The organism is Ochrobactrum soli, from assembly GCF_003664555.1.
Lineage (GTDB): Bacteria > Pseudomonadota > Alphaproteobacteria > Rhizobiales > Rhizobiaceae > Brucella > Brucella teleogrylli.
Map to the genome: position 1 here is coordinate 125,483 of NZ_RCHH01000002.1, position 25,269 is coordinate 150,751.

The window sequence follows — 25,269 nt, forward strand, 5'->3', positions numbered from 1 at the left end:
CGCTCCGGTACTCGAAAATCGCCATTTTCGCCCCCACATGCCGCTTTTTGAGTGAGGCTCTTACCCGCACAAATTAGCTCAATAAAAAACCGGCACAATCGAAACATTGTGCCGGTTTGGAGCCTTATTGTATCGATCCCTGCTCTTGGCAGAGAAACACGACTTACATGCCTTCAGGACCCCGGTTCATCGCCGCCACGCCGGTGCGGCAGATTTCCACGAGGCCAAGCGGCTTCATAATCGAGATGAACTGGTCGATCTTCGCGGTCTTGCCGGTGATTTCCAGAATGAAGTGATCGGTCGTCGCATCGACCACCTTGGCCTTGAACGCATCGGCGAGACGCAGCGTTTCGGCGCGGGCTTCACCCTTGCCAGCCACTTTCACCAGCGCCAGCTCGCGCTCGATCGGGCGATCATGCCCGAGTTCGCTCGCACGGTGGCTGAGATCAACCACGCGGTGAACCGGAACGATGCGCGCCAGCTGGTGGCGGATCTGGTCAAGCACGTGCGGTGTACCACGCGTCACAATGGTAATACGCGAAAGGTGCTTTTCGTGCTCGGTTTCCGAAACCGTCAGGCTTTCAATGTTATAGCCGCGACCGGAAAACAATCCGATCACGCGGGCAAGGACACCTGGCTCGTTATCGACGAGGACGGCAAGCGTATGGGTTTCCGGGGTCTGGGTTTCGGCTGCGATGAAGTAGGCCGATCCGGAAGCTAGGTTCTGTGCATTCATGATTTCAAATCCTCCGGATCAGACGAGCGCGCGGCCCTTGGCGTCGATGGCATTGGCGACGGCTTCGTCGGTGGCTTCGTCGGGCAACAGCATTTCATTATGCGCCTTGCCGGACGGAATCATCGGGAAGCAGTTCGCCAGATTGGCAACGCGGCAGTCGAAGATGACCGGCTTGTCGATGTCGATCATTTCCTGAATGGCGGCGTCGAGATCGCCCGGCTTTTCGCAGCGAATGCCGTGCGCGCCATAGGCTTCTGCCAGCTTGACGAAATCCGGCATCGCCTCCGTATAGGAATGCGACAGGCGGTTGCCATGCAGCAATTGCTGCCACTGGCGCACCATGCCCATATACTGGTTGTTCAGGATGAAGATCTTGATCGGCGCATTGTGCTGGATCGCTGCCGACATTTCCTGAATGCACATCTGGATCGATGCGTCCCCGGCAATGTCTATAACCAGCGCATCCGGATGCGCAATCTGCACACCGAGCGCGGCAGGCAGGCCATAGCCCATCGTGCCGAGGCCACCCGAGGTCAGCCAGCGGTTCGGTTCTTCGAAGCCATAGAACTGTGCCGCCCACATCTGGTGCTGGCCGACTTCGGTGGTGATGTAGGTTTTGCGATCCTTGGTCAGTTCATACAGCCGCTCAATGGCATATTGCGGCATGATGACGTCCTTGTTCGGCGTATAGGCCAGCGAATTGCGGGCGCGCCAGCGGTCGATCTGCTCCCACCAGGCGGCGATGGCCTTCTTTTCCGGCTTCTTTTCGGAAGCGCGGAACTGGCGAACCATATCTTCCAGAACATGCGCAACATCGCCGATGATCGGCACATCCACGCGGACATTCTTGTTGATCGAAGACGGATCGATATCGATATGAATCTTCTTCGAATTCGGCGAGAAGGCATTGAGGCGACCGGTGATACGGTCGTCGAAGCGCGCGCCAACGCACAGCATGACATCGCAATCATGCATGGTCATGTTCGCTTCGTAAGTGCCGTGCATGCCCAGCATGCCGAGCCAGTTCTTGCCCGATGCCGGATAGGCGCCGAGGCCCATCAGGGTCGAGGTGATCGGGAAGTTGCCGAGTTCAACCAGCTCGCGCAGCAGACGGGAAGCTGCCGGGCCGGAATTGATCACGCCACCGCCGGAATAGATGACGGGCTTCTTGGCCGTGGCGAGCAGACGGACGGCGTCGGAGATTGCCTGCGCATTGCCGTCGAGAACCGGACGGTAGGTGGTGCGCGGCGTGGTCTGCGGCGGCGTGTATATGCCCTTGGCAAACTGGATATCCTTCGGAATATCGACCAGAACCGGACCCGGACGGCCCGTGGATGCAACATGGAAGGCTTCATGCAGAATGCGCGACAGGTCGTTGACGTCCTTCACCAGCCAGTTGTGCTTGGTGCAGGGGCGTGTGATGCCAACCGTATCGGCTTCCTGAAAGGCATCGGAACCGATCAACGAGGTCGGGACCTGACCAGAAATGCAGACGAGCGGGATGGAATCCATCAGCGCATCCTGAAGCGGGGTGACCGCATTGGTTGCGCCGGGGCCGGATGTCACCAGCAGCACACCGACCTTGCCGGTGGAGCGGGCATAGCCTTCGGCGGCATGGCCTGCGCCCTGTTCGTGACGCACGAGAATGTGCTGAATCTTGTCCTGCTGGAACAGTTCGTCATAGATCGGAAGCACTGCGCCGCCCGGATAACCGAAAATGCTCTCCACGCCCTGATCGATCATGGCCTGAATAACCATTTCCGCGCCGGTCATCTCGCGTGGATGGCTTGTTTCCTGAGATCCTGCGGCGGTCGCTTCCGCCTCTTGTTTACCTGCAGTCATCGTTCTCTTCCCGTCTAGTCTGTATTTCGGTGTCAGATTTAGCCGCATCGGGCTTTTTTGGATAATAAAAAAGGCCCCCGAGGGAGCCTGTCTTTCGCGCATGGGAGCTTTCGCCGGATGGTTACACCATCCTGCCCATGCGCGCCCGTACCACAAGAATAATAAACGTGTTCATGGGGCGGGACACTAATCGCCTGAAAAGAAGCCGTCAACGCATAAATACGAGCCCTGTGATATTTTCTTAAGATTCACCCCACCCTCTCGATAACTTTATTTCAACCCGGATTTGCTAGCTTCATCAGATAGCTCTTATGAAAGTTGGCGAAATGAACACGGGCGGGGATATTGACGGCAGTGCCGAGATGAAGGGCCGCGGCTTTGTACAGCGCAACCGCACGGAAGGTCATGTCATCCAGTGCGACGGCGAGCGCGCCATCATTGCGGCTTTGTCCGGCCCCTCCTCCACTGCGTCCGATGACTACTGGACCGTCGGTCAGTTGATCTCCATCCAGTCGGGCGGCAACCGCCTGGTTGGCCTCGTCCACAATGTCACCGTGCCCGATAATGCCTGGACGCGCGGCGGCGACAACATCGTCCATGTCCATGTCGAATTTTTGGGCGAAGTGCGCGGCGAACCCGATGGCCATATGTCGTTCAGCGGCGGCATTTCCAGATATCCCTATCCCGGCGCCATCGCCCACCGTATCCGCGCCTCCGACCTTTCCGCAGTCTATGCCCAGATGGGCCAGACAAGCGTACCCATCGGCGCGCTGACCCAGGACGCCTCCGTCCCGGCCTATGTTTCGGTTGAAGACCTCATCTCGCGCCACTTTGCCGTTGTCGGCACCACGGGCGTGGGCAAATCCAGCGCCGTCATGCTGCTCTTGCGCCGCATCGTCTTGCAACGGCCCGATTTGCGCATCCTGATCCTCGACCCGCACAATGAATTTGCGGGCGCGTTTCCAGACCTCGCCATTGCAGTGGACCAGACCAATATCGAATTGCCGTTCTGGATGCTGCGACTGGACGAATTTGCCGATGTTATTTTTCGCGGCCGCACGCCGGAGCCGACGGAATACGACATATTGCGCGACCTCGTGCAGCTTGCGCGCGAAAAAACCAGTGACAGCGAAACCGGCGGACGCCACAGCCTGCGGCGCAAGCTTTCGGACAGGACGGTCAGCGTCGATACGCCGATTGCCTATCGCCTGCGTGATCTCCTGACGCTGATCGATGACAGGATCGGCCTTCTCGACAGCAAGGCGGAGCGCCCCTATCTGCGCAACCTGAAAGCAAGACTGGAGTCGATCGCCAGCGATCCGCGTTTCCGCTTCATGTTTGCCGTCACCGGCGGGCCGGAAACCATGCGTCAGGCTATCGCGCGCATTTTCCGCATTCCGCATAATGGCAAGCCGATCTGCACCTTCCAGCTTGCGGGCCTCCCGTCCGAAGTGGTGAATGCCGTTGCTTCGGTTCTGTGCCGCCTCTCCTTCGACATCGCCATGTCGAGCGAAGGCAGCCTGCAAACCCTCGTCATCTGCGAGGAAGCGCACCGTTATATTCCAGCCGACAAGGATGCTGGCTTCTGGCCGACGCGGCAGGCGATTGCCCGCATCGCCAAGGAAGGGCGCAAATACGGCTCTTATCTCGGCGTGATCAGCCAGCGCCCCGGCGAGCTGGACGCCACCATTCTTTCGCAGTGCAATTCGATCTTCGCGATGCGTCTCGGCAATGAGCGCGATCAGGAAATCATCAAGGGCGCGCTGCGCGGCGGTGCGCGCAGCATGGCCGGTTTCCTCTCGTCGATTGCCAATCGCGAAGCCATTGCCTTCGGCGAAGCGTTTTCGACACCGATGCGGCTGACCTTCGAAACGGTTCCAGCGCATCAGCTGCCCGGGCGGCGCAAAGCCGAAAGCTTGACATCATCCTTGCAGGTCGATGACAGAATCGCGCTGGATCGTATCGTGGACCGGCTGCGTTCGTTCGAAAACAACGCGCATCCCGGCGCGCCGGAAAAGCCGACCGACGACAGCGATCTATTGAAAAAGCCTTCGACGATCAGCAGGCTTACAACCGTCGCGGCAGCGCCACTTGCAACGGAAAGACCTGCTCCCATCGTCTCGCATAACAGCGAGACAGCCCAAAGCATGAAGAAGCTAGGCGATCTGGTGCGCAATTTCCGCAAGGATTATGAGAGCTGACGGGACGCCTTTAACCACCCGGCATCAGGCGCAGACGCGATTGCGCCCCATATTCTTGGCGGCATAGAGCATCTTGTCAGCGCGACGATAAAGGTCCTTTGACGTTTCGCGCCGGTCCCAGACCGCAAGCCCGATACTGACGGTGACCGTCAGCTTCACATCGCCGAGATCGATTTCCAGCCCGGCAATGGCCTTTCGGATACGATTGGCGAGCTTGATCATCAACTCTGCATCCATATTGGGAGCGAGTACTGCAAATTCTTCGCCGCCAAGCCGCGCAACCACATCGTGATATCGCGTATAATCACGCAGGCAGCGCGCGACTTCCTGCAACACCACGTCGCCAATATCGTGTCCGTGGTTGTCGTTGACCGCCTTGAAGTGATCCAGATCGATAATCATCAGGCCGACGGGCCGCTGGATACGGTCGAACTGGACTAGATATTCCTTCAACGCTTCGTCGAAATAACGACGGTTCTGCATGCCGGTGAGGCTGTCGGTGAGCGCGGCATGTTCGAGCGTCTGCGACCGTTCGGACAAATCCTGCGTGATGATCTGCAATTTGCCGCGATCCAGCGCCTCGGTGCGGATTTGCGGATAGATCAGCAAAAGCCCGCAGACGATGGAGGCAATGAGAACCCAGATCGCCGCATGATTGAGCCGCCCGAGAGAAGTTGCGATTTCGGCAGCGGAGGCATCAAGAGAGGTCGCTTCAAGCAAGCCCAAATCGACATGCACGCGATAAAGCAAAATGCCTATCCCGCACATTAAAATAATCAGAATGAAAAATGCCCGCTCCGATTTATGAAACCGCATGTTTCGCGCCCGCCTCTCCTGTCAGAAGATAGCCTGCTAGTTATTTCGGTGACGTTAATTGAAGTAGTGCTTCATCAGAATTACTTAAAAAATTCCAGCTTGCATCCAGCTGATTGCGAAACCAGGTCGACTGGCGCTTGGCATATTGCCGCGTTGCAATGACGGATCGTTCAATGGCCTCGTCTTCGGTCATGGCGCCATCAAGAAAAGCGGTGATTTCCCGAACGCCGATGGCCTTCATCGCGGGCAGCGCCGGATCAAGCTGCAAAGACAGCAGCGCCTTCACTTCGTCAATTGCGCCATTGTTCCACATCAGTGCGAAGCGCCGCGCGATACGTTCGGAAAGCCAGCCCCGTTCCGGCAAAAGCACAATTTTCCGAGCCGACTGGTCATCCACCAGCACATGGCCCTTGTTTTGCTGCCACTCGCTCAAGGATTTTCCGGTGCTTTCGATCACCTCCAGCGCCCGTACGATGCGCTGGCTATCGGTCGCCTGAAGCGTCGCGGCCATTTGCGGATCGCGTTCCGACAGCGCCCGATGCAGGGTTTCAGCACCTTCTGTTTCCATGCGGGCGCGCCAATGATTGCGCACATCGGGCGCAACTTCCGGCATTTGTGACAAGCCGCCCAGCAGAGCGCGAAAATAAAGCCCGGTTCCGCCGACGAAAATCGGCGTCCGTCCTTCAAGCTTGGGCTGCGCCAGAAGGGATGCCACATCGGCAAACCATTTGCCGGTGGAATAGGACACAGACGGCGAAACATGACCGTAGAGATGATGCTCGGCGGAAGCCAGATCGTCTGCGCCGGGACGCGCCGTCAGCAGATCGAGCACGTCATAAACCTGCATGGAATCGGTGTTTACGATAAAGCCGCCAGTCTCCCTTGCCATATGAACAGCAAGTGCCGACTTGCCGCTGGCCGTCGGGCCAGCTATCAGGATGGCATTCTTGATCGCCTCCTCACTCATCGCAGGAATCGCTCCCTCATGTCCGCATCCGCTTCGCTCATTGCCACTTTGATCGCCAACCCGGCCAAGGCCGCTCTTGTTCCGTCGCTCGGGATTAAAGCGTCAGCGGCAGTGAATGCAACAGGACTTTACTGGCTTGCAGATGGTATTGCCTGCGATATCCCCCTGCCAATCGGCTTGAGCGCCGAAGAAGCTGACGCTGCGCTGCGCGCTACGCTGGATGGCGCACCCGTCGACGTGGTTGTGCAGGAGCAGGATCGTCGCCGCAAGAAAATCCTGATCGCCGACATGGATTCCACCATGATCCAGCAGGAATGCATTGATGAACTGGCCGAAGAGGCAGGCTTGCGCGACCATGTGGCCGCTATCACCGCCCGAGCTATGAATGGTGAAATCGCCTTTGAACCAGCCTTGCGCGAGCGCGTTGCCCTTCTGAAAGGCTTGCCGCTTCAGGTTATCGACAAGGTGATCGCCACCCGCATCACACTCACCCCCGGCGGGCCGGAACTGGTGCGCACCATGCGCAAGCATGGCGCCTATACCGCGCTCGTCTCGGGCGGTTTCACGTCTTTCACCCACCGTATTGCCGAAATGATCGGCTTCAATGAAGACCGCGCCAATCTCCTTCTGGATGATGGCGCCAAGCTGACCGGCGTTGTCGCGGAACCGATTCTTGGTCGCGAAGCCAAGGTGGAACGGCTGGAAGAAATTGCAGACCGTCTTGGGCTGACGCCCGAGGATGCGATTGCGGTCGGCGACGGCGCCAACGATCTCGGCATGATCCAGCTGGCGGGAACCGGCGTTGCCCTGCACGCCAAACCGGCGGTGGCAGCGCAAGCCAAGGTTCGCATCGACCATGGCGACCTGACTGCACTTCTCTACATTCAGGGTTACAGGATAACGGATTTCGTCGAATGATCATTCTGGAAACGCCAAGGCTCATCATTCGAAATTGGGAGGATCGCGACCGCGACCTCTTTCACACGATCAATTCCGACGAAGATGTCATGCATTTCTTCCCGTTCCGGCACGACCGGCAACAGTCGGACGAACTTTTCACCCGGCTGCGCACCATGATTTCGAAAACCGGCCTTGGTTTCTATGCTCTCGAAGAAAAGACAAGCGGTGAATGCATCGGCTTTGCCGGTCTTGCCCGCACCAATCTTGAGCCGCATTTGCCGGATGGAACAGTGGAAATCGGCTGGCGACTAGCCCGCCCTTTCTGGGGAAAGGGCTTTGTGACCGAAGCCGCCAAAGCTCTTCTTGACTACGCCTTCGGTTCTCTGGGCCTGTCTGAGGTGGTTTCTTTCGCCGTACACAACAATGATCGCTCCACGAACGTCATGCAGCGCATTGGCATGGTGCGCGATCCTTCAAGTGATTTCGATCATCCGCGCGTACCGGACGAAACGCCCCAACTGAAACGCCACGTCGTTTATCGCGCTCATGCGACCTGACCGGCGCACCAGCCAGAAGACCATGCCCACTGGAAATTATAGCCACCGAGCCAGCCGGTGACATCGACCACTTCGCCAATGAAATAGAGGCCGGGCACCGACTTGGCCTCCATGGTGCGCGAATCGAGATCGCGTGTATCGACACCGCCCAGCGTCACTTCCGCCGTGCGATAGCCTTCCGATCCGGCGGGCTTGATGCGCCAGTCGTTGACGGCAGCTTCCACACGCCGAAAAAGCTTGTCGGACATATCGGCGAGATGCCCGCTGGCACCGTTTTCCTCGGCGATTGTCTGTGCAAGTTTCTTCGGAAGGTACAGGCCGAGTGCTGTCTGCAGGGCCTGCTTTCCATTTGTCGTGCGCTGCGCACGCAAGGCTTCGAACAGATCCGTACCGGGCAACATGCTGATGCGGATTTCATCGCCCTCTTTCCAGTAGGACGATATCTGCAAAATCGATGGACCACTGATGCCGCGATGCGTGAACAGCATGGCCTCGGCAAAACTCGTCTTGCCGCAGGCCACCACCGCATCGACGGCGATACCGGCCAGCGGCTTCAACCGTTCCAGCGTATTCGGTTCAAAAGTCAGCGGGACCAGCGCCGGGCGTGTCTCGACCAGCCGCAAGCCGAACTGCTCGGCGATGTCGTAGCCGAAGCCGGTTGCGCCCATCTTGGGGATAGATTTGCCACCGCAGGCGACCACCACGGAACGGCATCTGACTGTCGTGCGGATGCCGCCTTCCATCAGCCGCAGCTCAAACCCTTCTCCTAGTATTCTGGCTATACTCTCGACACCGCAGGAGGTTTTCAACCGCGCGCCGTGGCGCTTCATCTCGCCAAGCAGCATGTCGATGATCTGCGTTGCCGACCCATCGCAGAAAAGCTGGCCAAGCGTCTTTTCATGATAGGCAATGCGATGCCTCTCGACCAATGCGATGAAATCGCGCTGCGTATAGCGGCTCAAGGCGGAGATGCAGAAATGCGGATTGCGCGACAGATAGTTTTTCGGGCTGGCGTGGATATTGGTGAAGTTGCACCGCCCGCCCCCGGAGATACGGATTTTCTCACCTGCCGTCCTGGCATGATCGACAACCAGCACGGAACGACCGCGCTTGGCTGCTTCGATGGCGCACATCATCCCGGCTGCGCCCGCGCCTATCACGACAATATCGACAGTTTCCAAACCCGCACCACTCCACCACCCAATCGGGCATTGAATCTCGTTCTCAGCACTTGCCGCTATTTGATTCAAATCGCAAATGAAAACGGCACTGCGGGATGATCCGCAGCGCCGTTCCAGGTTCATTTCGCACAGGCGTTTAGTCGATCCGAACCGTCACAAAACGCAGTTCGCCAGAGCGTGACGCCAGCATGAACAGCGCATTCTTGCGCCCTTCCCGTCGCAGCGCATCAATGCGCTTCTTTACGTCTTCGGGCGCCTTGACCGTGACCTGATTGATATCGACGATGACATCGCCGGTTTCAACGCGCTTGTCGCCCGCAGCCGAACCGGGAGCGACATAGAGGATCGCCACGCCCTGCACGTCTTCGGCAATCCCGAACTCGCCACGCACATCGTCGTTGAGCGCAGAAAGCCTCATGCCGAGCACGGACGGGCCGGTGGCTTCGCTCTTCTGCTCCTGCTTCGGGGTAGCTGGCGCTTCCTCACCATCCTCACCCTCCGCTCCATCCGGAACCGGCGCCTGATCTTCGGTAGCAGCTTCAGTGCTCTTGTCGTCTTCCACAAGACGACCGAGCTTCACCTTGACGGTCTGTTCCGCACCGTCACGGACAACGACGATTTCCACATCCTTGCCGACCGCGCTTTCGGCCACGAGGCGGGGCAGATCGCGGGCGGTATCCACTGGCTTGCCTTCATAGCGGATAACCACATCGCCAGCCTTCAGCGCCGTATTGTCCACGCCGGAATTCTCGATCAGCCCGGCAATCAGCGCGCCCTTCGGTTCTTTCAAACCAAGACTGTCGGCAATATCCTGCGTCACCGGCTGGATGCGAACGCCGAGCCAGCCGCGCTTGACCTCGCCGAATTCCTTCAGCTGGTTGATCACGCCCACTGCCATTTCGGCCGGAATGGCAAAGCCGATGCCAATGGAGCCGCCGGACGGCGAAATAATCGCCGTGTTGATGCCGATCACCTGACCGCTCATGTCGAATAGCGGGCCGCCCGAATTGCCGCGATTGATGGCAGCATCCGTCTGGATGAAATCGTCATAGGGGCCGGAATTGATATCGCGCTTGCGCGCCGAAATGATCCCGGCGGTCACGGTTCCGCCAAGCCCGAACGGATTGCCGATGGCCAGAACCCAGTCGCCAATACGCGCCTTGTCGGAATTGCCAAACTGCACGGCCTTGAGCTTGTGCTTGGCCGGATCGACTTTCAGGACAGCCAGATCGGTCTTGATATCCTTGCCGACCAGCTCGGCTTTCAGCTTGGTGCCGTCGTTGAAATTGACTTCAATCTCGTCGGCATCCGCAATGACGTGATTGTTGGTGACGATGAAGCCCTTTTCGGCATCGATGACGAAGCCCGATCCAAGCGACTGCACCTTGCGCGACTCGTCGCTCTGTTCGCCGTCCTTGTTGTTGAAGAAGTCTTTGAAATATTCCTGAAACGGTGAGCCTTCCGGCACTTTCGGCATCGGCACGGGGCCATCGCCCTCGCCGCCATCGTCTTTCACGGTCTGCGAGGTGGAGATATTCACCACCGCATCCAGCAGCCCTTCTGCGAGATCAGCGACAGAACCCGGCCCCTGAATGCCTTTCACGGGAGCGTCCTGAGCAAAGGCAGGCGGCGTTGCGACCGTCAGCGTTCCGGTGACAGCCAGCGCGCCCATTGCCACGGTTGCGAATAGGGTGCGAGCGAATCCCGCCTTCGGTACGATTGCCATAAAGCTCTGCTCCGATCCTGAATATCTACGCAAATAACCTAAAGGTTAGATCGCCGCAAATTAAGGCCTGTTTACGGCCCCGTATAGGCAGAGGGCCATAAATAACGGAACCAGAGGTGCTTATCCCCTGACAAGCCAGACGATGCCGACGCCGATGGCAAGCGCCGCTATACCGGCAATGCGCAACATGCCTTCCGGTGCTTCGCTCGCCTCCCGGGCGAGCTTCTTGGCGAAAAAAGGAAAGCCGCCGTAGAGCAGCCCCTCGATAACGAAGAGAAGTCCTACGGCGGCTAGAAAATCGCTCATGAGAGCTGTTCCCGCACTTTACTGCGAAGGCGTTGCCAGCTTGCCGCCAGCATCACGGAAGAACTTGAAGAACTCCGAATCCGGCGAGAGAACCAGCGTCGTATCCGGCGTTTCGAGCGCTTCGCGATAAGCGGCCATCGAACGATAGAAGGCGAAGAAGCCCGGATCCTTCGATGCGGAGGCTGCGTAGATTTCACTGCGCTGCGCATCGCCCTCACCGCGAAGGATTTCCGATTCCTTGCGCGCTTCGGCAATCGTTTCCACAACCTGACGGTCGGCCACGGCGCGGATACGCTGGGCGGCTTCACGGCCACGGGCACGCAGACGCTCGGCTTCCGCCAGACGTTCCGCCTTCATGCGCTCATAGGTCTGCTGCGAGACTTCTGCCGTCAGATCGGTACGGCGGATACGCACGTCCTGGATGGTCAGGCCGAGCGAAGTCGCATCAGGACGAAGCTGATCGCGCACTTCACGCATCATGTCGCCGCGCTCTTCAGAAAGAGCGGCTTCAAAACCACGCTGACCATAGACACCACGCAGCGATGCATCGAGACGGGTGCGCAGGCGCTGTTCGGCAAGGAGCGTGCTGCCCGAAACCGTTTCACGGAACTTGCGGGCATCGGTGATGCGATAGACGAGGAACGCATCGACGTCATAGAACTTGCCGCCCGAAACCTGAACGCGGATGTCGTCCAGATCGAAACGCAGCAAGCGGTCATCGATCATCTGCACCGTATCGGCGTCAAGGAAGCCGAATGGCAACTTGAAGTAGATGCCCGGCTCGGTCTTCACGCTGACGATCTGACCGAAACGAAGAACGATTGCCTGCTGGCGCTCCGAAACGATGAACGTCGCGGAATAAAGCAGGAAGGCGAGGACAGCGATAATGCCGGCAATGATCGGAAGTCTGTTCTGAGCCATTACTGTGCACCTCCGCCGGTCGAGGGGGTCGTGGTCACGGTTGCACCCGAAGTTGCGCCTGCGCGCGGTTGCTGGCGCATCAATTCGTTCAGCGGCAGATAGGGCACGACGTCCTTTCCTGGTTCCACAATGACTTTCTTGGTGCTTTTAAGCACCTGTTCCATGGTTTCGAGGAAGAGACGGTTACGGGTCACTTCCGGGGCTTTTTCATACTGGCCGAGAACCGAGCTGAAACGCTGCGCTTCACCTTCGGCGTCCTGAACGACGCGGTTCTTATAGGCTGCCGCTTCTTCGCGAAGCTGAGCGGCTTCACCGCGGGCCTGACCGAGTTTCTGGTTGGAATACTGGTTCGATTCCTCGATGAATCGATCCTCGTCCTGTTCGGCGCGCTGCACTTCGTCGAAGGCGTCGGCCACTTCACGCGGCGGCGATGCGTCTTCAATCGACACGGCATTGACCTGAATACCGGCCTGGTAGGTGTCGAGTGTCTGCTGCACGATAGCGCGCACGCTTTGCGCGATCTCGGCACGATTGTCGCGGAAAACGTCCTGCGCCGGGCGGCGACCGACGATTTCACGCATCGCGCTTTCCGAAACCTGCTGCACCATCGCATCCGGGCTGTCGACATTGAACAGGTAAGCGCGCGGATCAGAAACGCGATAGAGCACCGAGAACTGGACATTCACGATGTTCTGGTCGCCGGTCAGCATCAGACCCTGCGTCGCCGTACGGGAACCCTGAGCGCCGATATTGATCTGCTTTTCGACGATTTGCGCCTTTTCATAGGTTTCAATCGGCCACCAATGGAAATGCAAGCCAGGTTCGGAAACTTCAGCCTTCGGCTTGCCGAAACGAAGTTCAACCGCCAGTTCATCCGGCTGTACTGTATAGACGGACTGGAAAACCCAGAAGCCGAGCAAGGCCGCGCCGATCAGGAAATAGATCGGGCGATTGCCGCCGCTGCGACCACCGCCGCCGGGGAACACCTGCTTCAGGCGATCCTGGCCTTTGCGCAAAATATCCTCGAGATCAGGTGGCGTATTCTGGCCGCCCCCGCGCGGACCCTTCGGGCCCTGTCCCCAGGGGCCATTATTATTGTTGTTATTATTGTTGTCACCGCCGCCGCCACCCCATGGGCCGCCGCCGCCATTCTGATTGCTCCAGGGCATCCTCACCTCTAAGCTTCTGTTTCCCGCATCTCCGGCAAAAAACGCCTCAGCGCTTTTAACGGAGATGCTCCCGGAAGACGGGAAAGCAAGGCGCAAACCCCCGTCATCAACTAATGTTACCGTTTTATAGGCATCGGGAGGCGCGCTTTCAACGGAAGCGCAATAAAATTCCTATGTTATGCTTTACGCAACACGCTTTTCGTAAACCATATAGCGGGTCGGATGGCTGTCTTTATCACCGGCTGGCACGTCTTCCGACGAGACCAGACGCCACGCATCGGGCTTAATCTCCGGGAAATGTGTGTCCCCATCGATTGCCGCCAGAACCCGCGTCAGATGCACGCGGTCCGCCAGCGGCAAAGCCTGCGCATAAATCTTGCCGCCGCCAATGATGCAAACCTCGCCAGCGCCGAGCTCTTCGGCAAGCTTGCGCCCAAGCGCAATGCCCTCTTCCAGCGAGCCGACGACATGTGCGCCTTCAGCCTGAAAATTCGCATCGCGGGTCACGACGATGTTCGGTCGTCCCGGCAAGGGTCGCCCGATCGACTCCCATGTGCGACGCCCCATGATGACCGGCTTGCCGAGCGTCAGCGCCTTGAAGCGCTTGAGGTCCGTCGAAAGCCGCCATGGCATATCGTTGTCGCGCCCGATCACGCCATTCTCGGCTGCAGCCACGATAATCGAAACGACCGGCTTATCCGTGTTCACGCTCTCACTCATACCGCAATCGGCGCCTTGATCGTCGGATCGGCTTCATAGCCTTCCAGCGCAAAATCCTCGTAACGGAAGGCAAACAGGTCCTTCACATCCGGATTGATGCGCATGACCGGCAGCTTTTTCGGCGTGCGCGTCAATTGCAGCCGCGCCTGCTCGAAATGGTTGGAATAAATATGCGCGTCACCCAGCGTATGGATGAATTCGCCGGGCTTGAGGCCCGCCACCTGCGCGATCATCATGGTCAAAAGCGCGTAGGAAGCGATGTTGAACGGCACGCCGAGGAATATATCCGCCGAACGCTGATAGAGCTGGCAGGACAGTTTTCCGTCCGCGACATAGAACTGGAACAGGCAATGGCACGGCGGCAGCGCCATTTCATCGACCAGCGCCGGGTTCCAGGCCGACACGATCAGGCGGCGGGAATTCGGATTGCCATGCAACATCTTCATGAGATTGGCGATCTGGTCGATATGGCGACCATCCGGCGCTGGCCAGGAGCGCCACTGATAGCCGTAAACTGGGCCGAGATCGCCCTTATCATCCGCCCATTCATCCCAGATCGAAACGCCGTTTTCCTTGAGATAGGCAATATTGGTATCGCCCTTCAGAAACCACAACAGCTCATAGATGATCGAGCGCAGATGCAGCTTCTTGGTGGTCAGGACCGGAAAGCCCTCCTCCAGATTGAAGCGCATCTGATAGCCGAAAACCGAGCGCGTGCCCGTGCCCGTGCGGTCGCCGCGATCGGTGCCGTTGTCGAGCACATGCTGGAGAAGATCGAGATAGGTGCGCATGGGATGTTCCCGGATAGGGTTTTTCGAGATCGATTCGTTTCGACCCTACTATAAGGAAAAACCCCGGCGCGGGGCACCGGGGTTCGAATTCCACAGGCAATATGCACCGATCTGTGCCTGAATCAAAAAGCGGCATGTGTGTGCGAAAATGGTGATTTTCGAGTACCGGAGCGGAGCGTACTAAAGTACGTGAGCACCGGAACGGAGAAAATTGCCATTTGCAGCCGCACAGGACGACTTTTGGAACAGGTTCTCAGAGATCGCCGAGTTTGCCGAGCTGCTTTGCCACCAGATAATAGAAGGTCACGCGGTGCTTGTTGCGGTCGCCCTTCATGACTTCCGCAACGTGGTTCACCACTTCTTCCGCCTTGGCGGCATCGGTCACGCCGAGCTTCTTGCCAACCCAGCTGTCGCGCACACGCTTCAGTTCTTCCGGATCGGTCGCAGAAACGAGCGAGGAGTCGCGATTGCGTAGCGCAATGCCCAAATGCTTGACGATCTTCTCGACAACCGCTTCATCGGCGGCGGCATCGTAGCGACGGACATCTGCGAGGTATTCACTCATATATCGGCTCTCCTTCAGTGGGGCACACCGCCCAGTCTAAACCGCAATTCCGGATAGACCGGAAGAAAACTCCAGCCTTTCCAATATATATACGACCAAGATTGACCAGTGAGAGCAAGCTGTCAACGGCAATTATGGGGAACAACCCGTGAGAATGAGCTTTTGCCCTGCAAAGAACAAAATCTAACTTAACATAATCTCGGTATAAAAATTTCTTCACGCATATAACGCCTATTTGATAAAAATTTGAAATCTACTTCCAATTTTACGACAGGTTTTATTATGTTTCGATCCTTATCTATTATCACTGCATTGCATATTTTTCTTTATCCAGCTCACGCCTATTCGGCATCAGCGGACATTTCGCAGAAAGATATTGCGGGTTATATTCAAGATCATAAAAATGAGCAGCTGTTGCTGCTTGAAAAACTGGTCAATATCAACAGCGGAACCGCAAACGCCGACGGCGTGAAACAGATCGGGAATCTTCTGAAACCGGAATTCGAAGCGCTTGGCTTTGATGTTCGATGGCATGATCTTCCGGCAGACTTGAAACATGCGGGTACACTGGTCGCCCGACATACCGGAAACGCGAAGACGCGCATTCTCCTGATCGCGCATCTGGATACGGTGTTTCCGCCAACAAGCAAGTTCCAGCACTTCACCCTTTCTCATGACGGAAAACAGGCAAGCGGCCCCGGCGTCATCGATGACAAGGGCGGGCTGGTCACCATTCTCTATACGATGAAGGCGCTTAAAAACGCCGATGCGCTCAAAAATGCGAATATCACAATCGTCATGACCGGCGACGAGGAACTGGCGGCGCGACCGACGAGCCTCTCCCGGAAAGTTCTGATGGACGCCGCGAAACAAAGCGATATCGCGCTGGGGTTTGAATTTGCACTTGCCCCCGATGAACTGGTCGTCTCCAGACGCGGCCTGTCCGAGTGGTTTCTGACCGCCACCGGAAATGCCGCACATTCCTCGCAGATTTTCCAGCCCAATGTCGGCTTTGGCGCTGTTTATGAAATAGCCAGAGTGATTGATGCATTGCGTATGGAACTAACGAAAACGCCCGATATCACCATGAATGTAGGGCTTCTCCTCGGCGGGCAGCAGGTCCACGAGGATATTGATCAGGGAACCGGGACCGCCAGCGGGCGCAAGACCATCGTTCCGCCCAATGCACTGGCGCATGGCGATCTGCGCTTCATGACGAAGGATGAACGTGACGCGATTGAAGCCTCCCTGCAAAAGATCACAGCGCAGCCGCTTTCCGGGACACACAGCAAGGTCGAGTTTCAGGATATCATGCCAGCAATGCCAGCAACCAACGCCAATTATGCGTTGCTCTTGCAATATAGCGCCATATCGCAGCAACTTGGCGGCCCTGCGCTGAAGGCTGTAGCCCCTGATGAGCGTGGCGGCGCGGATATTTCCTATATCACGCCTTATGTAAAAGCGGGCATTGACGGATTGGGGCCATGGGGTTCGGGCGCACATACCGAGCATGAAACGCTTGAAGTTGCTTCGCTTCCCGAAGCGACGAAACGAGCTGCCCTATTCATATTTCAGAAAATTCAGGAGTAAATTTGCCCCTGACAAATATAACCGCCCCTCTTCCAATATGGATCGACCGCGCCTATATACGTCTCGCTGGCGCAAGCCAGCTATGGTGATAAACGGACGGTGTAATAAACCCATTGGACCCGGGGGCGGTACCCGGCGCCTCCACCAGAACACAGGCTCTATGATTGGTCTGTGCTGTGGCGGGGGCGAAATAGGATCGACAAGGGTGTAAAGATCGCTCTTTTACTCGGCATGATACCACCGTTATCGGGTCAATTGAGTAGTTGCAAATGACAACAAAGCTCAGGGTTATGCTCTCGCTGCCTAATGGCGGTGCGGGAAACCCACTCTAAAGCCCTTAGGGTTAGCACCTTAAGGCGGGGTTCGGAGGCACCTGGCAACAGAAGCCTCCACTTTCCCTCTTCAATTCAGGCTGCTGCTGCTTCCGTATCGAGATCGCTCGCTTTGCGGGAGAGAACGATCTGCGTCAGCACGAATGCGGTCAGCGCACAACCGGCGATTCCGCCGACCATAGGCACAGCCGTTCCGTCGAAGAACGAACCGGTAATGCCAATCGCCAGACCGCCAATCACAAAATGCAGCGTTCCCATCAGCGCCGAAGCCGTACCGGCAATCGCGCCATAATCTTCCAGCGCCAGAACCGCCGTGGTCGGTATAACCAGCCCGAGGAAGCCGTAACCGACGAACAGGAAACTTGCGATCAGCCAGAGCGATTGATGCCCCATCAGTACGGCTGCGAACATAGCGAGCATGGCGGCAGCGAAACCGGATACGGCAAAGCGCATTACACGGCGCAGCCCGAATCGCGCACCCAGCCAACCATTCAGCTGGGAAACGCCGAAGAACGACACCGCATTGGCCGAGAAAGCCAGCGCATATTCGTTCGGGGTCAGACCGTAGTGATCGATGAGCACGAAGGATGAATTGGCCAGATAAACGAAGAACGAGGCAATGCCAAAGCCGCCGACGAAAACCAGCCCTAGGAAATAGCGGTCCTTGAGCAAGCGGCCATAGCCGCGCAGCGCGCTCCCAACGCTGCTTTCAAGCCGCGCTTCACGCGTTCGCGTTTCCTGTTGGGCCGTCGCAAGCAGCACAAGGCCGATAATCGCCGCGACCAGAACAGCCCAGAACACGCCGCGCCAGCCAAAGAAGCTGATAATGACCGAGCCCGTGAGAGGCGCCAGAATCGGCGAAATGGAGAAGACCAGCATCAACAGCGACATCAGCCGCGCCGCTTCGACGCCGGTATGCAGATCACGCACCACAGCGCGCGGAATCACCATGCCCGCCGCAGCACCCAACCCCTGCAGGAAGCGAAACAGCACCAGCACATCAATGTTGGTCGCCAGCGCGGAGCCGACGCTGCCGATGGCGAACAGAATCAGCCCACCGTAAAGCGGGACTTTGCGCCCGACCATGTCCGACAGAGGCCCACAGAAAAGTTGGGCAATCGCCAAGGCGATGAAGAAGGCAAGCAGACTCATCTGCACCGCGCCGGTTTCCGCATGGAGGTCGGCGGCAATCGTCGGCAAGGCAGGGAGATACATGTCGATCGCGAAGGGACCGACGGCGGAAAGAAGACCAAGAACAATCGCATTGCGCACAAGACTCGAAGCCATGGGAGACGCGCTTTCATCAATGTTTCGTGAGGTGCCCGCACCGGTTTCGGATCGCCAACTTCGCTTGGGAGGGTGGATCGCTGGGCTCGCAAAACCGGTACTGGATTGAATAACTCTATGTAACTGCTATGGCTTTTCAGATGATATCCGGGATATACGCGCTTAAACGGGCAAACCAGACTTCTGAAATGACTGTCACAGTCTCTTGTCTAGACGAAATGCCAAAAGGAATTTGACATTGATGTCAAATTAGACACCATTGTCCAAAACGTCAAGTCATCTTATGTTGGGCTTATGAAACCTACTGACATAATCGAAATGGCCGCCCCGCCGGTGAAGCGTAGCACCACCGGAAAAGGGCTGAATGCCGCTGCAAACACTGCCGCCATGAAGCCTGGGCAGTGCATGAAGCGCGATTTCATCCTGTGTTCTGCGGCGCGTGTTTTCTCGCGCGACGGGTTTCAGGGCGCCAGCATCGATCTGATTGCAAACGAGGCCGGCGTTTCGCGCCAGACCATCTATAACCACTACCGCGATAAGGAAGCTTTGCTTGCCGCTGTGGTTGAAGACGCCTTGGACCGCATGAATGCAAGCCTGTTTGCCGTGCTGTCCACTTTTCCACAGAGCGGTGACAATCTTGAGCGGGATCTGACGGCCTTCGCGATCCGCATGAGTCGGAACTGCGTTTACGATCCATCGGGTGCTTTTCTGCGCAAGCTTTTGCAGTCGAGTACGCCCGACATGTCTTTCGCGGGCTATATCTGCAAGACCAAGGGTCCGGCGCAGGCTGTCCCGGCCATTGCCGCGTGCCTGTCCCGTCTGGCGCTGGCGGGACATTTGCGCCTCAATGATCCTGATCTGGCGGCACTGCATTTCATGGCCCTGATCAGCGCCGATACGCAGCTGCACGCCTTGCACGGATGCGCAATCGATGACGACATCATCGAACGCAGCGCCATCAATGGCGTCAGGACATTTCTGCTGGCATTTGGCGGGACCGCTTCGTCGCCGCAAGCTGCCCCTCTCCCCTGACAGATCGAGCAGTGCTGCCGCACTTTCGCGATATATATCATCGTTTCCTGCGAGAACGAACTTGACATCTGCCTGCGAATCCGTGGGATAAGAAACCCATGGTACAGGATCTGATCCGTTACGACATTCTCGCTCAGGAAGCCCTTCGTGGCGTCATCCGCAAGGTTCTTGCGGAGGTGGCCAAGGCTGGCCTGCCGGGCAATCATCATTTCTTTATCACGTTCCTCACCGGAGCGCCGGGCGTGCGTATTTCCACGCGCCTGAAAGAGAAATATCCCGAGCAGATGACAATCGTGTTGCAGCATCAGTTCTGGGACATGAATGTCACCGATCAGCTGTTCGAAGTTGGCCTGTCTTTCGGTGATATTCCCGAAAAGTTGGTGATACCATTCTCGGCAGTGCGTGGTTTCTACGACCCGTCCGTCAATTTCGAACTTGAGTTCGATGTTGCGGCAGTTCAGCCGACCAGCGACAATGACGAAGACCACAATATCGCGCCAATCGAGATGATGCCGGTGGAAACCGCGCCCGAAAAGCCGGAAAAGCCCAAGGCGAAGTCGCGCAAGACTGCTGCTGAAAAGCAGGCAGCAGCCGCGAAAGATAATGCTGAGGGCGAAGATACGCCGAAGCCATCCGCCGACGTGGTATCGCTGGACGCTTTCCGCAAGAAGTAAATCTTCTTCCCAACTTTGCATGATTTCATAAAGGCTTTGGCTGCGCTGCGAGTATGTTGCTGTGGCCAAAAACCGTTCGTATAAAACTGTCGTCAGACAGGGCGTTATTTCATAGTATCGTACTGACCAGACCATTCGTTTTGACTTCGATCAAGGCAACCGAATTTTAAAATGATAGGATAGCGGCCATTACGGCAGTGGAAATCAAGGCGGGAATCTCATGGTCCGTTTGTTAGCGCAGGCAGTTCTCTGGATAAGCGGCGTTATCGCTGCGTTTTTCATCGCGAGCGACGCGCCGAACTTTCCCCTCTGGCAAATGACCATCGGCCTTTTGCTGCTCGTCGCGGTTTCAGTCGCGATCTGGTGGTTCACCAATCCCAAGGAACCGAGACAGTAAGCCAAGCCGACAGCTTGCAGCCCGTCGGAGCGCCGCGTTATAAAAGCGTGTGTCAACGCACTAAGAGCGCATCCCGAAAAGTGTGAAACGGTTTTCGGGTTAGATGCGCGTTAAAACAAAGAATTAGAGCGCCGATCTGATGCAATCAGATCGAAACGCGCTCTAAGCCATCCGAGACATCGACATGAGCGACATCGTCAATCTGCGGCAGTTCAAGAAAAAGAAAGCGCGTGACGCCAAGGAAAAGCAGGCGGATCAAAACCGCATTCTTTTCGGACGAACGAAAGTGGAAAAAGACTTCGCGCGCGAAGAGACCCGCAAGAGCGAACGCTTTCTGGACGTGAATCGCCTGGAGCGCAAAGACGACGCGGATGGTGAGCTTTGAGCACCGGCGGCCTGCGCAAGCACTCGGTCAGCATTCGCGGCCATGCGACCAGCTATACGCTGGAAGACGAATTCTTCGAGATTCTCCACCAGATCGCCGAAATGCGCGGCCAGTCGATTGCATCACTGGTGGCCGAGGTGGACAGCAAGCGTGAGCGCACCACCAACCTCTCATCGGCGCTGCGGCTCCACGTATTGAACTGGCTCAAATCGCAGATACCACCAGCCAGCTGATAGCAAACCGATCAGGGCTGCGGCACGGGTGCGCTCGGTGCTGGCTCCAGACTTTTCAGGAATTCATTCAGCGACTGTCCACCTTGTGGGCTGGCCAACGGCATCGCCGCGCCATTTTCGGCCCCGCCTTCCGGATTGGCTGGCCGCGGCTGCTCCGACTCGCGACGCTTCTTCTCCTCAGCTTGTTTTTCTGCTGCAACCCGTGCCGCCGCTTCGGAACGACGGCGCGTCTCGTCTTCCTGCTGAGCACGTTCACGTTCCGCCGCATCAGCTTCCAATACGCCAAGCTGACGGCGCAGACGCTGCTTTTCCATTAGACTGGCCTGCATGGCCTCGACGCGTTCCTGCTCGCGCTCCAATGCGCGCTGGGTCAGGAACTGCACAAGCGGCTGCCGGTCGAGCTTCACTTCTGGCCGGTCATAGGTTCCGCCGATGGTGAAGGCCACCTGCGGCGCAAGGCCGGTCTGCGCGCCCTCATCACCCTGGAAGGTAAAAGTTCCGCTGCCCCCGACGCCGAGCGTCGAAAGATCGAATTGCAAATCGCTCAACAAAGCTGCGTTGCCGTCCGACAGGTTGGCGGCAGACATCCGCGCCGTACCGCCCGCTACCGTGAATTCGAAACGCGCGTCGCCGGGCGTAAACCGCGCATCCGGGGCGACGGCCTTGTCGGCAATGGCGGCAAACCGCTTCGCATCCAGTTTTTCGTCGCCCGCAGGCTGATCGCCAATGCCGTCAGCGGCTGCGACCATGGCAGGCAGCGCCGCACCATCAAGACCAGCGACCGCGAATTTCTCGACATCCACGGTCGCGGTTCCCGCCAGAGAACCGACCAGCGCGGCAGCGTTTTCGCCACTGCCATTCAGCGTCACCGCAGCCTTGACGACACCACCCAGCGGGGCCGAACCATCTTCCAGATGGTAGAAATTGGCGAGGTCCGCACCGCTCCATTTCAGATCGGTCGAAAGCAGCGCATTCTTGTCGCTGTTGCGCAACGACAGGGTGCCGACGAGATAACCCCCTGCCCAGTTTCCGGTCAGTTCGGTGAGGCTCAGACTATCGATCGTCTTTTGCAGCCGCGTCGAAAACTCGGTCGCCGTGCCGAAACCTTGCATATGCGCCTCAGCAACATTCAACTTCACATCGATCAGCAGCGGCAGCGACGGACGAACCGCAAAGGCCCCACGCGGCCAGATGGACTTTTCTGTCGGCTTGGCTGGTTCAAACGCGTCCTGACCGAGCATGATGGCCGCCAGACCATCGACTTCAAGCGAAGCGAGCTTCGCTTCGCCCTTCAATTGCGGCAATCCGCTATCGGCAAAGTTCGCCTCCAGCCGCGCCGAAACATCTTCGCCACCCAACTGGCCAGCAAGATTCGGAAAGCGCAAAATGCCTTTGGCAAACTGGAAATCACTGGAAAGCTCAGCGGAAAGCCCCGCGCCATAACCCGGCAATGCATAGCCCGCTGTCGCGATGAATGGCTGCAGATCGGCTGATTTGACCTGCGCCTTGCCGCTTGCGGCAATATCGTTGCCGATCAGCGAAATCACCCCGTCAGCCGAAGCCGTGCCATCCGGCGCCGTCAGCTTGAGAAGCGTCCGCATTCCGGCGCTTGGCGCGCCCTGCATGGTCAGATCGGCGGTAAGTTCACCGGCAAGGCCCAATGGCAGCGACGGCAGGCCGATCAGCGCCAGCACTGCCTCTCCCTGCTCGGAACTAGCCGTGCCGTTCATCTGCATCTGCAACGGGTCTGCTTCCGTCTCGCCACCGCTGGCCGTTCCCGACAGGTCGAGCTTCATCCCACCGGTCTTGCCAGTGACGCTGAAGGAGAACTCGCCGCTGCCGGGCGAAGTCTTGGGTCTCGTCTCGACTGGTCGCGCACTTTTGCCCTTGGCTGCGCCGTTCTTCGCGGGATTGGCTTGCGTTTCCGGCCTGACCGGCGCAACCGCATTGGCGATCACGTTGATCTCGCTGTCTTCAAACAGACCGGGGAAATTTGCCGCGCGCGCCGACAAGGCGTGAAACAGCGGCAACTGCGGATAACGGTTCGCCATCAACGCGATAAAGCGGGACAGATCGCCCGAAAGGATCGTCGCGTCGAGCTTGCCCGACGGTGAATTGGCGAAAGGCTCATAGGCGCCGGTTGCCGTCAGCGTCGCATCGGCGACATCGCTGATCATCAGCCGGTCGAAATCGAAGCGTCCATCGTGAAGGCGCATCGCCAGATCGACATTGGCCGCTTCCATATCCTTGAACCGCACAGGCCCGGCCTTGAAGCCGACATTGAGCGTTTGCGCATCGAGAAGCACCAGCCCCTCGCCGCCGGAGAAGAACGAAACGAAAGCCTGCAAGGCATCGCTCTCCACCGCGCCGCCCTGGAGATTGACGTCGATGGTCGGCTGCGCCGCCCCATTGACCTGCCGCAGCAGGGATCCTTTGAGCCACGTCTTGCCCAGACCGATTTCCAGATCGTTGATGCGCTGCATGCCGTCGCGCAAATCGACCTTGCCGGAGAAGCCGGCCCCGTCGAGCGCGCGGATCGATTCATCCACGGTCTCATTGAGCCAGGTGGCAAGACCGGATGGCTGGCGCGATGCCACCAGCATCTCGCCCTTGAAACCGAAATCATCGCCAACCGAAAGCCTGCCCTTGGCCTCGACCTTGGTGCGCCCCGGCAGGTCAGCCGCGAACTGGCGAATATTCCAGTCGCCGCCATCGGGTTCGGCGTTGATCGTTACGGAGCGAATGGTGGTTCCACCGGCAACGACCGCTGGCAAACGAAGGTCAATACGGCCCGGTATGGTCGGGATTGGCAATTGTTCGAGAACGCGGCGCGCAATGGCGATGCGGTCCGTCAGCGGCATGGCGGAAGCAACCTGCTGGTCTTCCGCCGTCTCGCTTGGGCCCCAGAAAATCTGCTGCCCATCGGCGCTGATTTCAAAGCGCGGCACATTGCCGTAATCAATCAGCGCCTTGCCATTGACCACGTAAGGATTGTCGGCTGGCCCCTGCTCCATGCGGAATTCGCTTGCATCGAAGCGGTCGGTATCGGCGGCAAACTTGCCGGTGAGGCGCAGGCCACTGAAAAACGGCTTGTCGGCGGACGCGTCTTTCTGGCTTTTGGCGTTTTGCGCCACCATATCGGAGGAGCGCAGCGAAAAATCGCCCGCATAATTCAACCGGCCGTCCTTGAGGACGATATCGCCATCGGTTTCGAATGCGGCGGGAATAGCTTCCGGCGAAACACGCGCCCGCAATCGCAGGGAACCGTCAGGCTTCGCCTCGCCGCTCGTCAGATCGACGGAAAGCTTGCGGCCCGCAAGGCTAAAACTGCTTTGCGCCTGCCATGGCCCCGCGAGGCTGTTGGCCGACAGCACGGCATTCAGGCCCGTGGCCTCATGAACGCGCCCGCTTGCCAAGTCATGCAGCGTCACGGTGCCGTCGCTGATCGACAGCCGTTCGACCTTGATCTGCGATGGATCGAGCGGCGTGGACGGACGAATGGCCCAATCCACCTTGCCGTCCTTGTCCAGCGAGATCGAAACGCGCGGACGCTCGACGCGCATGTCGAAAATCAGCACCTGACCGCGCAGGAAAGGCATCAGTTCCGCATCCATCGAAAACCGGTCGAGCGTCATCACCGGATGCGTTGCATCAGCCCCGACGCGGACATCGGAAAAGGTCACGGATGGAAACGGCAGCAGCCGCGCATTCACATCGCCCGCCACCTTGACAGGACGTCCCAGAATGCGGCTCGCCTCACGCTCGAAATCGGCCCGATAGCCGCTCCAGTCGACAAAAGGCGGCACCACTAGCGCCGCAGTCAAAAGCAGCACCAGAAGCCCGCCGACCATGACGAATATGCGGCCCAAGAAGCAGCTCCGGTCAGTCAGGTGAGTTCGGTCAGGCGCGAGCCAATGGGTGAATCACGCCATATTTACCAA

At 58.0% G+C, this 25,269-nt stretch carries 23 protein-coding genes and 1 other RNA gene; 10 read left to right on the forward strand and 14 right to left on the reverse strand.

What is annotated here, in order from left to right; translation table 11 throughout:
- Positions 1-163 precede the first annotated feature (163 nt).
- Positions 164-736, reverse strand: coding sequence for an acetolactate synthase small subunit (gene ilvN / locus D8666_RS04020; RefSeq protein ID WP_078339370.1), 573 nt, complete (start codon positions 734-736; stop codon positions 164-166).
- An 18-nt stretch (positions 737-754) separates the two neighbouring features.
- A complete protein-coding gene (locus D8666_RS04025) occupies positions 755-2,578 on the reverse strand; it encodes an acetolactate synthase 3 large subunit (protein ID WP_121536362.1) in 1,824 nt (607 codons plus the stop codon).
- Between the two features lie 311 nt (positions 2,579-2,889).
- Between D8666_RS04025 and D8666_RS04035 the strand changes: the two genes are divergently transcribed.
- Positions 2,890-4,779 (forward strand): ATP-binding protein, encoded by a 1,890-nt coding sequence (locus D8666_RS04035; RefSeq protein WP_235858886.1) that lies wholly within the window; start codon positions 2,890-2,892, stop codon positions 4,777-4,779.
- A gap of 24 nt (positions 4,780-4,803) precedes the next feature.
- On the opposite strand, the gene D8666_RS04040 is transcribed toward D8666_RS04035, so the two are convergent.
- Both D8666_RS04040 and miaA read right to left on the reverse strand, forming a co-directional pair.
- Positions 4,804-5,595 (reverse strand): GGDEF domain-containing protein, encoded by a 792-nt coding sequence (locus D8666_RS04040; protein ID WP_109369374.1) that lies wholly within the window; start codon positions 5,593-5,595, stop codon positions 4,804-4,806.
- 40 nt (positions 5,596-5,635) lie between these two features.
- The gene (miaA, locus tag D8666_RS04045; RefSeq protein ID WP_109369375.1) at positions 5,636-6,562 is read right to left on the reverse strand and encodes a tRNA (adenosine(37)-N6)-dimethylallyltransferase MiaA; all 927 of its coding nucleotides are present in this window, start codon (positions 6,560-6,562) and stop codon (positions 5,636-5,638) included.
- A gap of 18 nt (positions 6,563-6,580) precedes the next feature.
- Between miaA and serB the strand changes: the two genes are divergently transcribed.
- Complete coding sequence (gene serB, locus D8666_RS04050; RefSeq protein WP_109369376.1) at positions 6,581-7,480, forward strand: phosphoserine phosphatase SerB; 900 nt, start codon at positions 6,581-6,583, stop codon at positions 7,478-7,480.
- Complete coding sequence (locus tag D8666_RS04055; RefSeq protein ID WP_109369377.1) at positions 7,477-8,019, forward strand: GNAT family N-acetyltransferase; 543 nt, start codon at positions 7,477-7,479, stop codon at positions 8,017-8,019. Before serB ends, D8666_RS04055 begins: the two co-directional genes overlap by 4 nt.
- Here D8666_RS04055 and D8666_RS04060 read toward each other — a convergent pair.
- The 8 genes from D8666_RS04060 to D8666_RS04095 form a co-directional block, all read right to left on the reverse strand.
- Entirely contained in the window at positions 8,007-9,200 is a 1,194-nt protein-coding gene (locus D8666_RS04060) for a BaiN/RdsA family NAD(P)/FAD-dependent oxidoreductase (protein ID WP_109369378.1), read from the reverse strand. The genes D8666_RS04055 and D8666_RS04060 overlap by 13 nt on opposite strands.
- A 136-nt stretch (positions 9,201-9,336) precedes the next feature.
- Positions 9,337-10,926 carry a Do family serine endopeptidase gene (locus D8666_RS04065; protein ID WP_109369379.1) on the reverse strand — a complete coding sequence of 530 codons (1,590 nt, stop codon included), beginning with the start codon at positions 10,924-10,926 and terminating at the stop codon, positions 9,337-9,339.
- Between the two features lie 120 nt (positions 10,927-11,046).
- Positions 11,047-11,232 (reverse strand): DUF2065 domain-containing protein, encoded by a 186-nt coding sequence (locus tag D8666_RS04070; protein WP_109369380.1) that lies wholly within the window; start codon positions 11,230-11,232, stop codon positions 11,047-11,049.
- A gap of 18 nt (positions 11,233-11,250) precedes the next feature.
- Positions 11,251-12,153, reverse strand: coding sequence for a protease modulator HflC (hflC, locus tag D8666_RS04075; RefSeq protein WP_109369381.1), 903 nt, complete (start codon positions 12,151-12,153; stop codon positions 11,251-11,253).
- Positions 12,153-13,322, reverse strand: a complete 1,170-nt coding sequence (gene hflK, locus D8666_RS04080; RefSeq protein ID WP_121536364.1) for an FtsH protease activity modulator HflK — start codon at positions 13,320-13,322, stop codon at positions 12,153-12,155. Before hflK ends, hflC begins: the two co-directional genes overlap by 1 nt.
- A 183-nt stretch (positions 13,323-13,505) precedes the next feature.
- On the reverse strand, positions 13,506-14,030 hold the full coding sequence (locus tag D8666_RS04085) for a dihydrofolate reductase (protein WP_121536618.1): 525 nt from the start codon (positions 14,028-14,030) through the stop codon (positions 13,506-13,508).
- Between the two features lie 8 nt (positions 14,031-14,038).
- The gene (locus tag D8666_RS04090; protein WP_109369382.1) at positions 14,039-14,833 is read right to left on the reverse strand and encodes a thymidylate synthase; all 795 of its coding nucleotides are present in this window, start codon (positions 14,831-14,833) and stop codon (positions 14,039-14,041) included.
- 253 nt (positions 14,834-15,086) lie between these two features.
- On the reverse strand, positions 15,087-15,398 hold the full coding sequence (locus D8666_RS04095; protein ID WP_109369383.1) for a DUF2853 family protein: 312 nt from the start codon (positions 15,396-15,398) through the stop codon (positions 15,087-15,089).
- Positions 15,399-15,812: 414 nt separating this feature from the next.
- Here D8666_RS04095 and D8666_RS04100 point away from each other — a divergent pair, with 414 nt between their 5' ends.
- Both D8666_RS04100 and ssrA read left to right on the forward strand, forming a co-directional pair.
- Complete coding sequence (locus tag D8666_RS04100; protein ID WP_209445957.1) at positions 15,813-16,988, forward strand: M20 family metallopeptidase; 1,176 nt, start codon at positions 15,813-15,815, stop codon at positions 16,986-16,988.
- A gap of 26 nt (positions 16,989-17,014) precedes the next feature.
- Positions 17,015-17,382: a transfer-messenger RNA gene (ssrA, locus tag D8666_RS04105) on the forward strand.
- Between the two features lie 13 nt (positions 17,383-17,395).
- On the opposite strand, the gene D8666_RS04110 is transcribed toward ssrA, so the two are convergent.
- Positions 17,396-18,607, reverse strand: a complete 1,212-nt coding sequence (locus tag D8666_RS04110; RefSeq protein WP_109369385.1) for a multidrug effflux MFS transporter — start codon at positions 18,605-18,607, stop codon at positions 17,396-17,398.
- 294 nt (positions 18,608-18,901) lie between these two features.
- On the opposite strand from D8666_RS04110, the gene D8666_RS04115 reads away from it, so the two are divergent.
- From D8666_RS04115 to D8666_RS04130, 5 genes are all read left to right on the forward strand, one after another.
- A complete protein-coding gene (locus D8666_RS04115; protein ID WP_109369386.1) occupies positions 18,902-19,639 on the forward strand; it encodes a TetR/AcrR family transcriptional regulator in 738 nt (245 codons plus the stop codon).
- A 98-nt stretch (positions 19,640-19,737) separates the two neighbouring features.
- The gene (locus D8666_RS04120; RefSeq protein WP_109369387.1) at positions 19,738-20,313 is read left to right on the forward strand and encodes an SspB family protein; all 576 of its coding nucleotides are present in this window, start codon (positions 19,738-19,740) and stop codon (positions 20,311-20,313) included.
- Between the two features lie 220 nt (positions 20,314-20,533).
- Positions 20,534-20,710 (forward strand): hypothetical protein, encoded by a 177-nt coding sequence (locus D8666_RS24145; RefSeq protein ID WP_167836041.1) that lies wholly within the window; start codon positions 20,534-20,536, stop codon positions 20,708-20,710.
- Between the two features lie 184 nt (positions 20,711-20,894).
- A complete protein-coding gene (locus D8666_RS04125) occupies positions 20,895-21,095 on the forward strand; it encodes a DUF4169 family protein (protein ID WP_109369388.1) in 201 nt (66 codons plus the stop codon).
- Positions 21,092-21,328: a ribbon-helix-helix domain-containing protein gene (locus tag D8666_RS04130; protein ID WP_109369389.1), complete on the forward strand. Its 237-nt coding sequence runs from the start codon at positions 21,092-21,094 to the stop codon at positions 21,326-21,328. Before D8666_RS04125 ends, D8666_RS04130 begins: the two co-directional genes overlap by 4 nt.
- An 11-nt stretch (positions 21,329-21,339) precedes the next feature.
- On the opposite strand, the gene D8666_RS04135 is transcribed toward D8666_RS04130, so the two are convergent.
- Complete coding sequence (locus D8666_RS04135; RefSeq protein ID WP_121536366.1) at positions 21,340-25,197, reverse strand: AsmA family protein; 3,858 nt, start codon at positions 25,195-25,197, stop codon at positions 21,340-21,342.
- Positions 25,198-25,269: the final 72 nt, after the last annotated feature.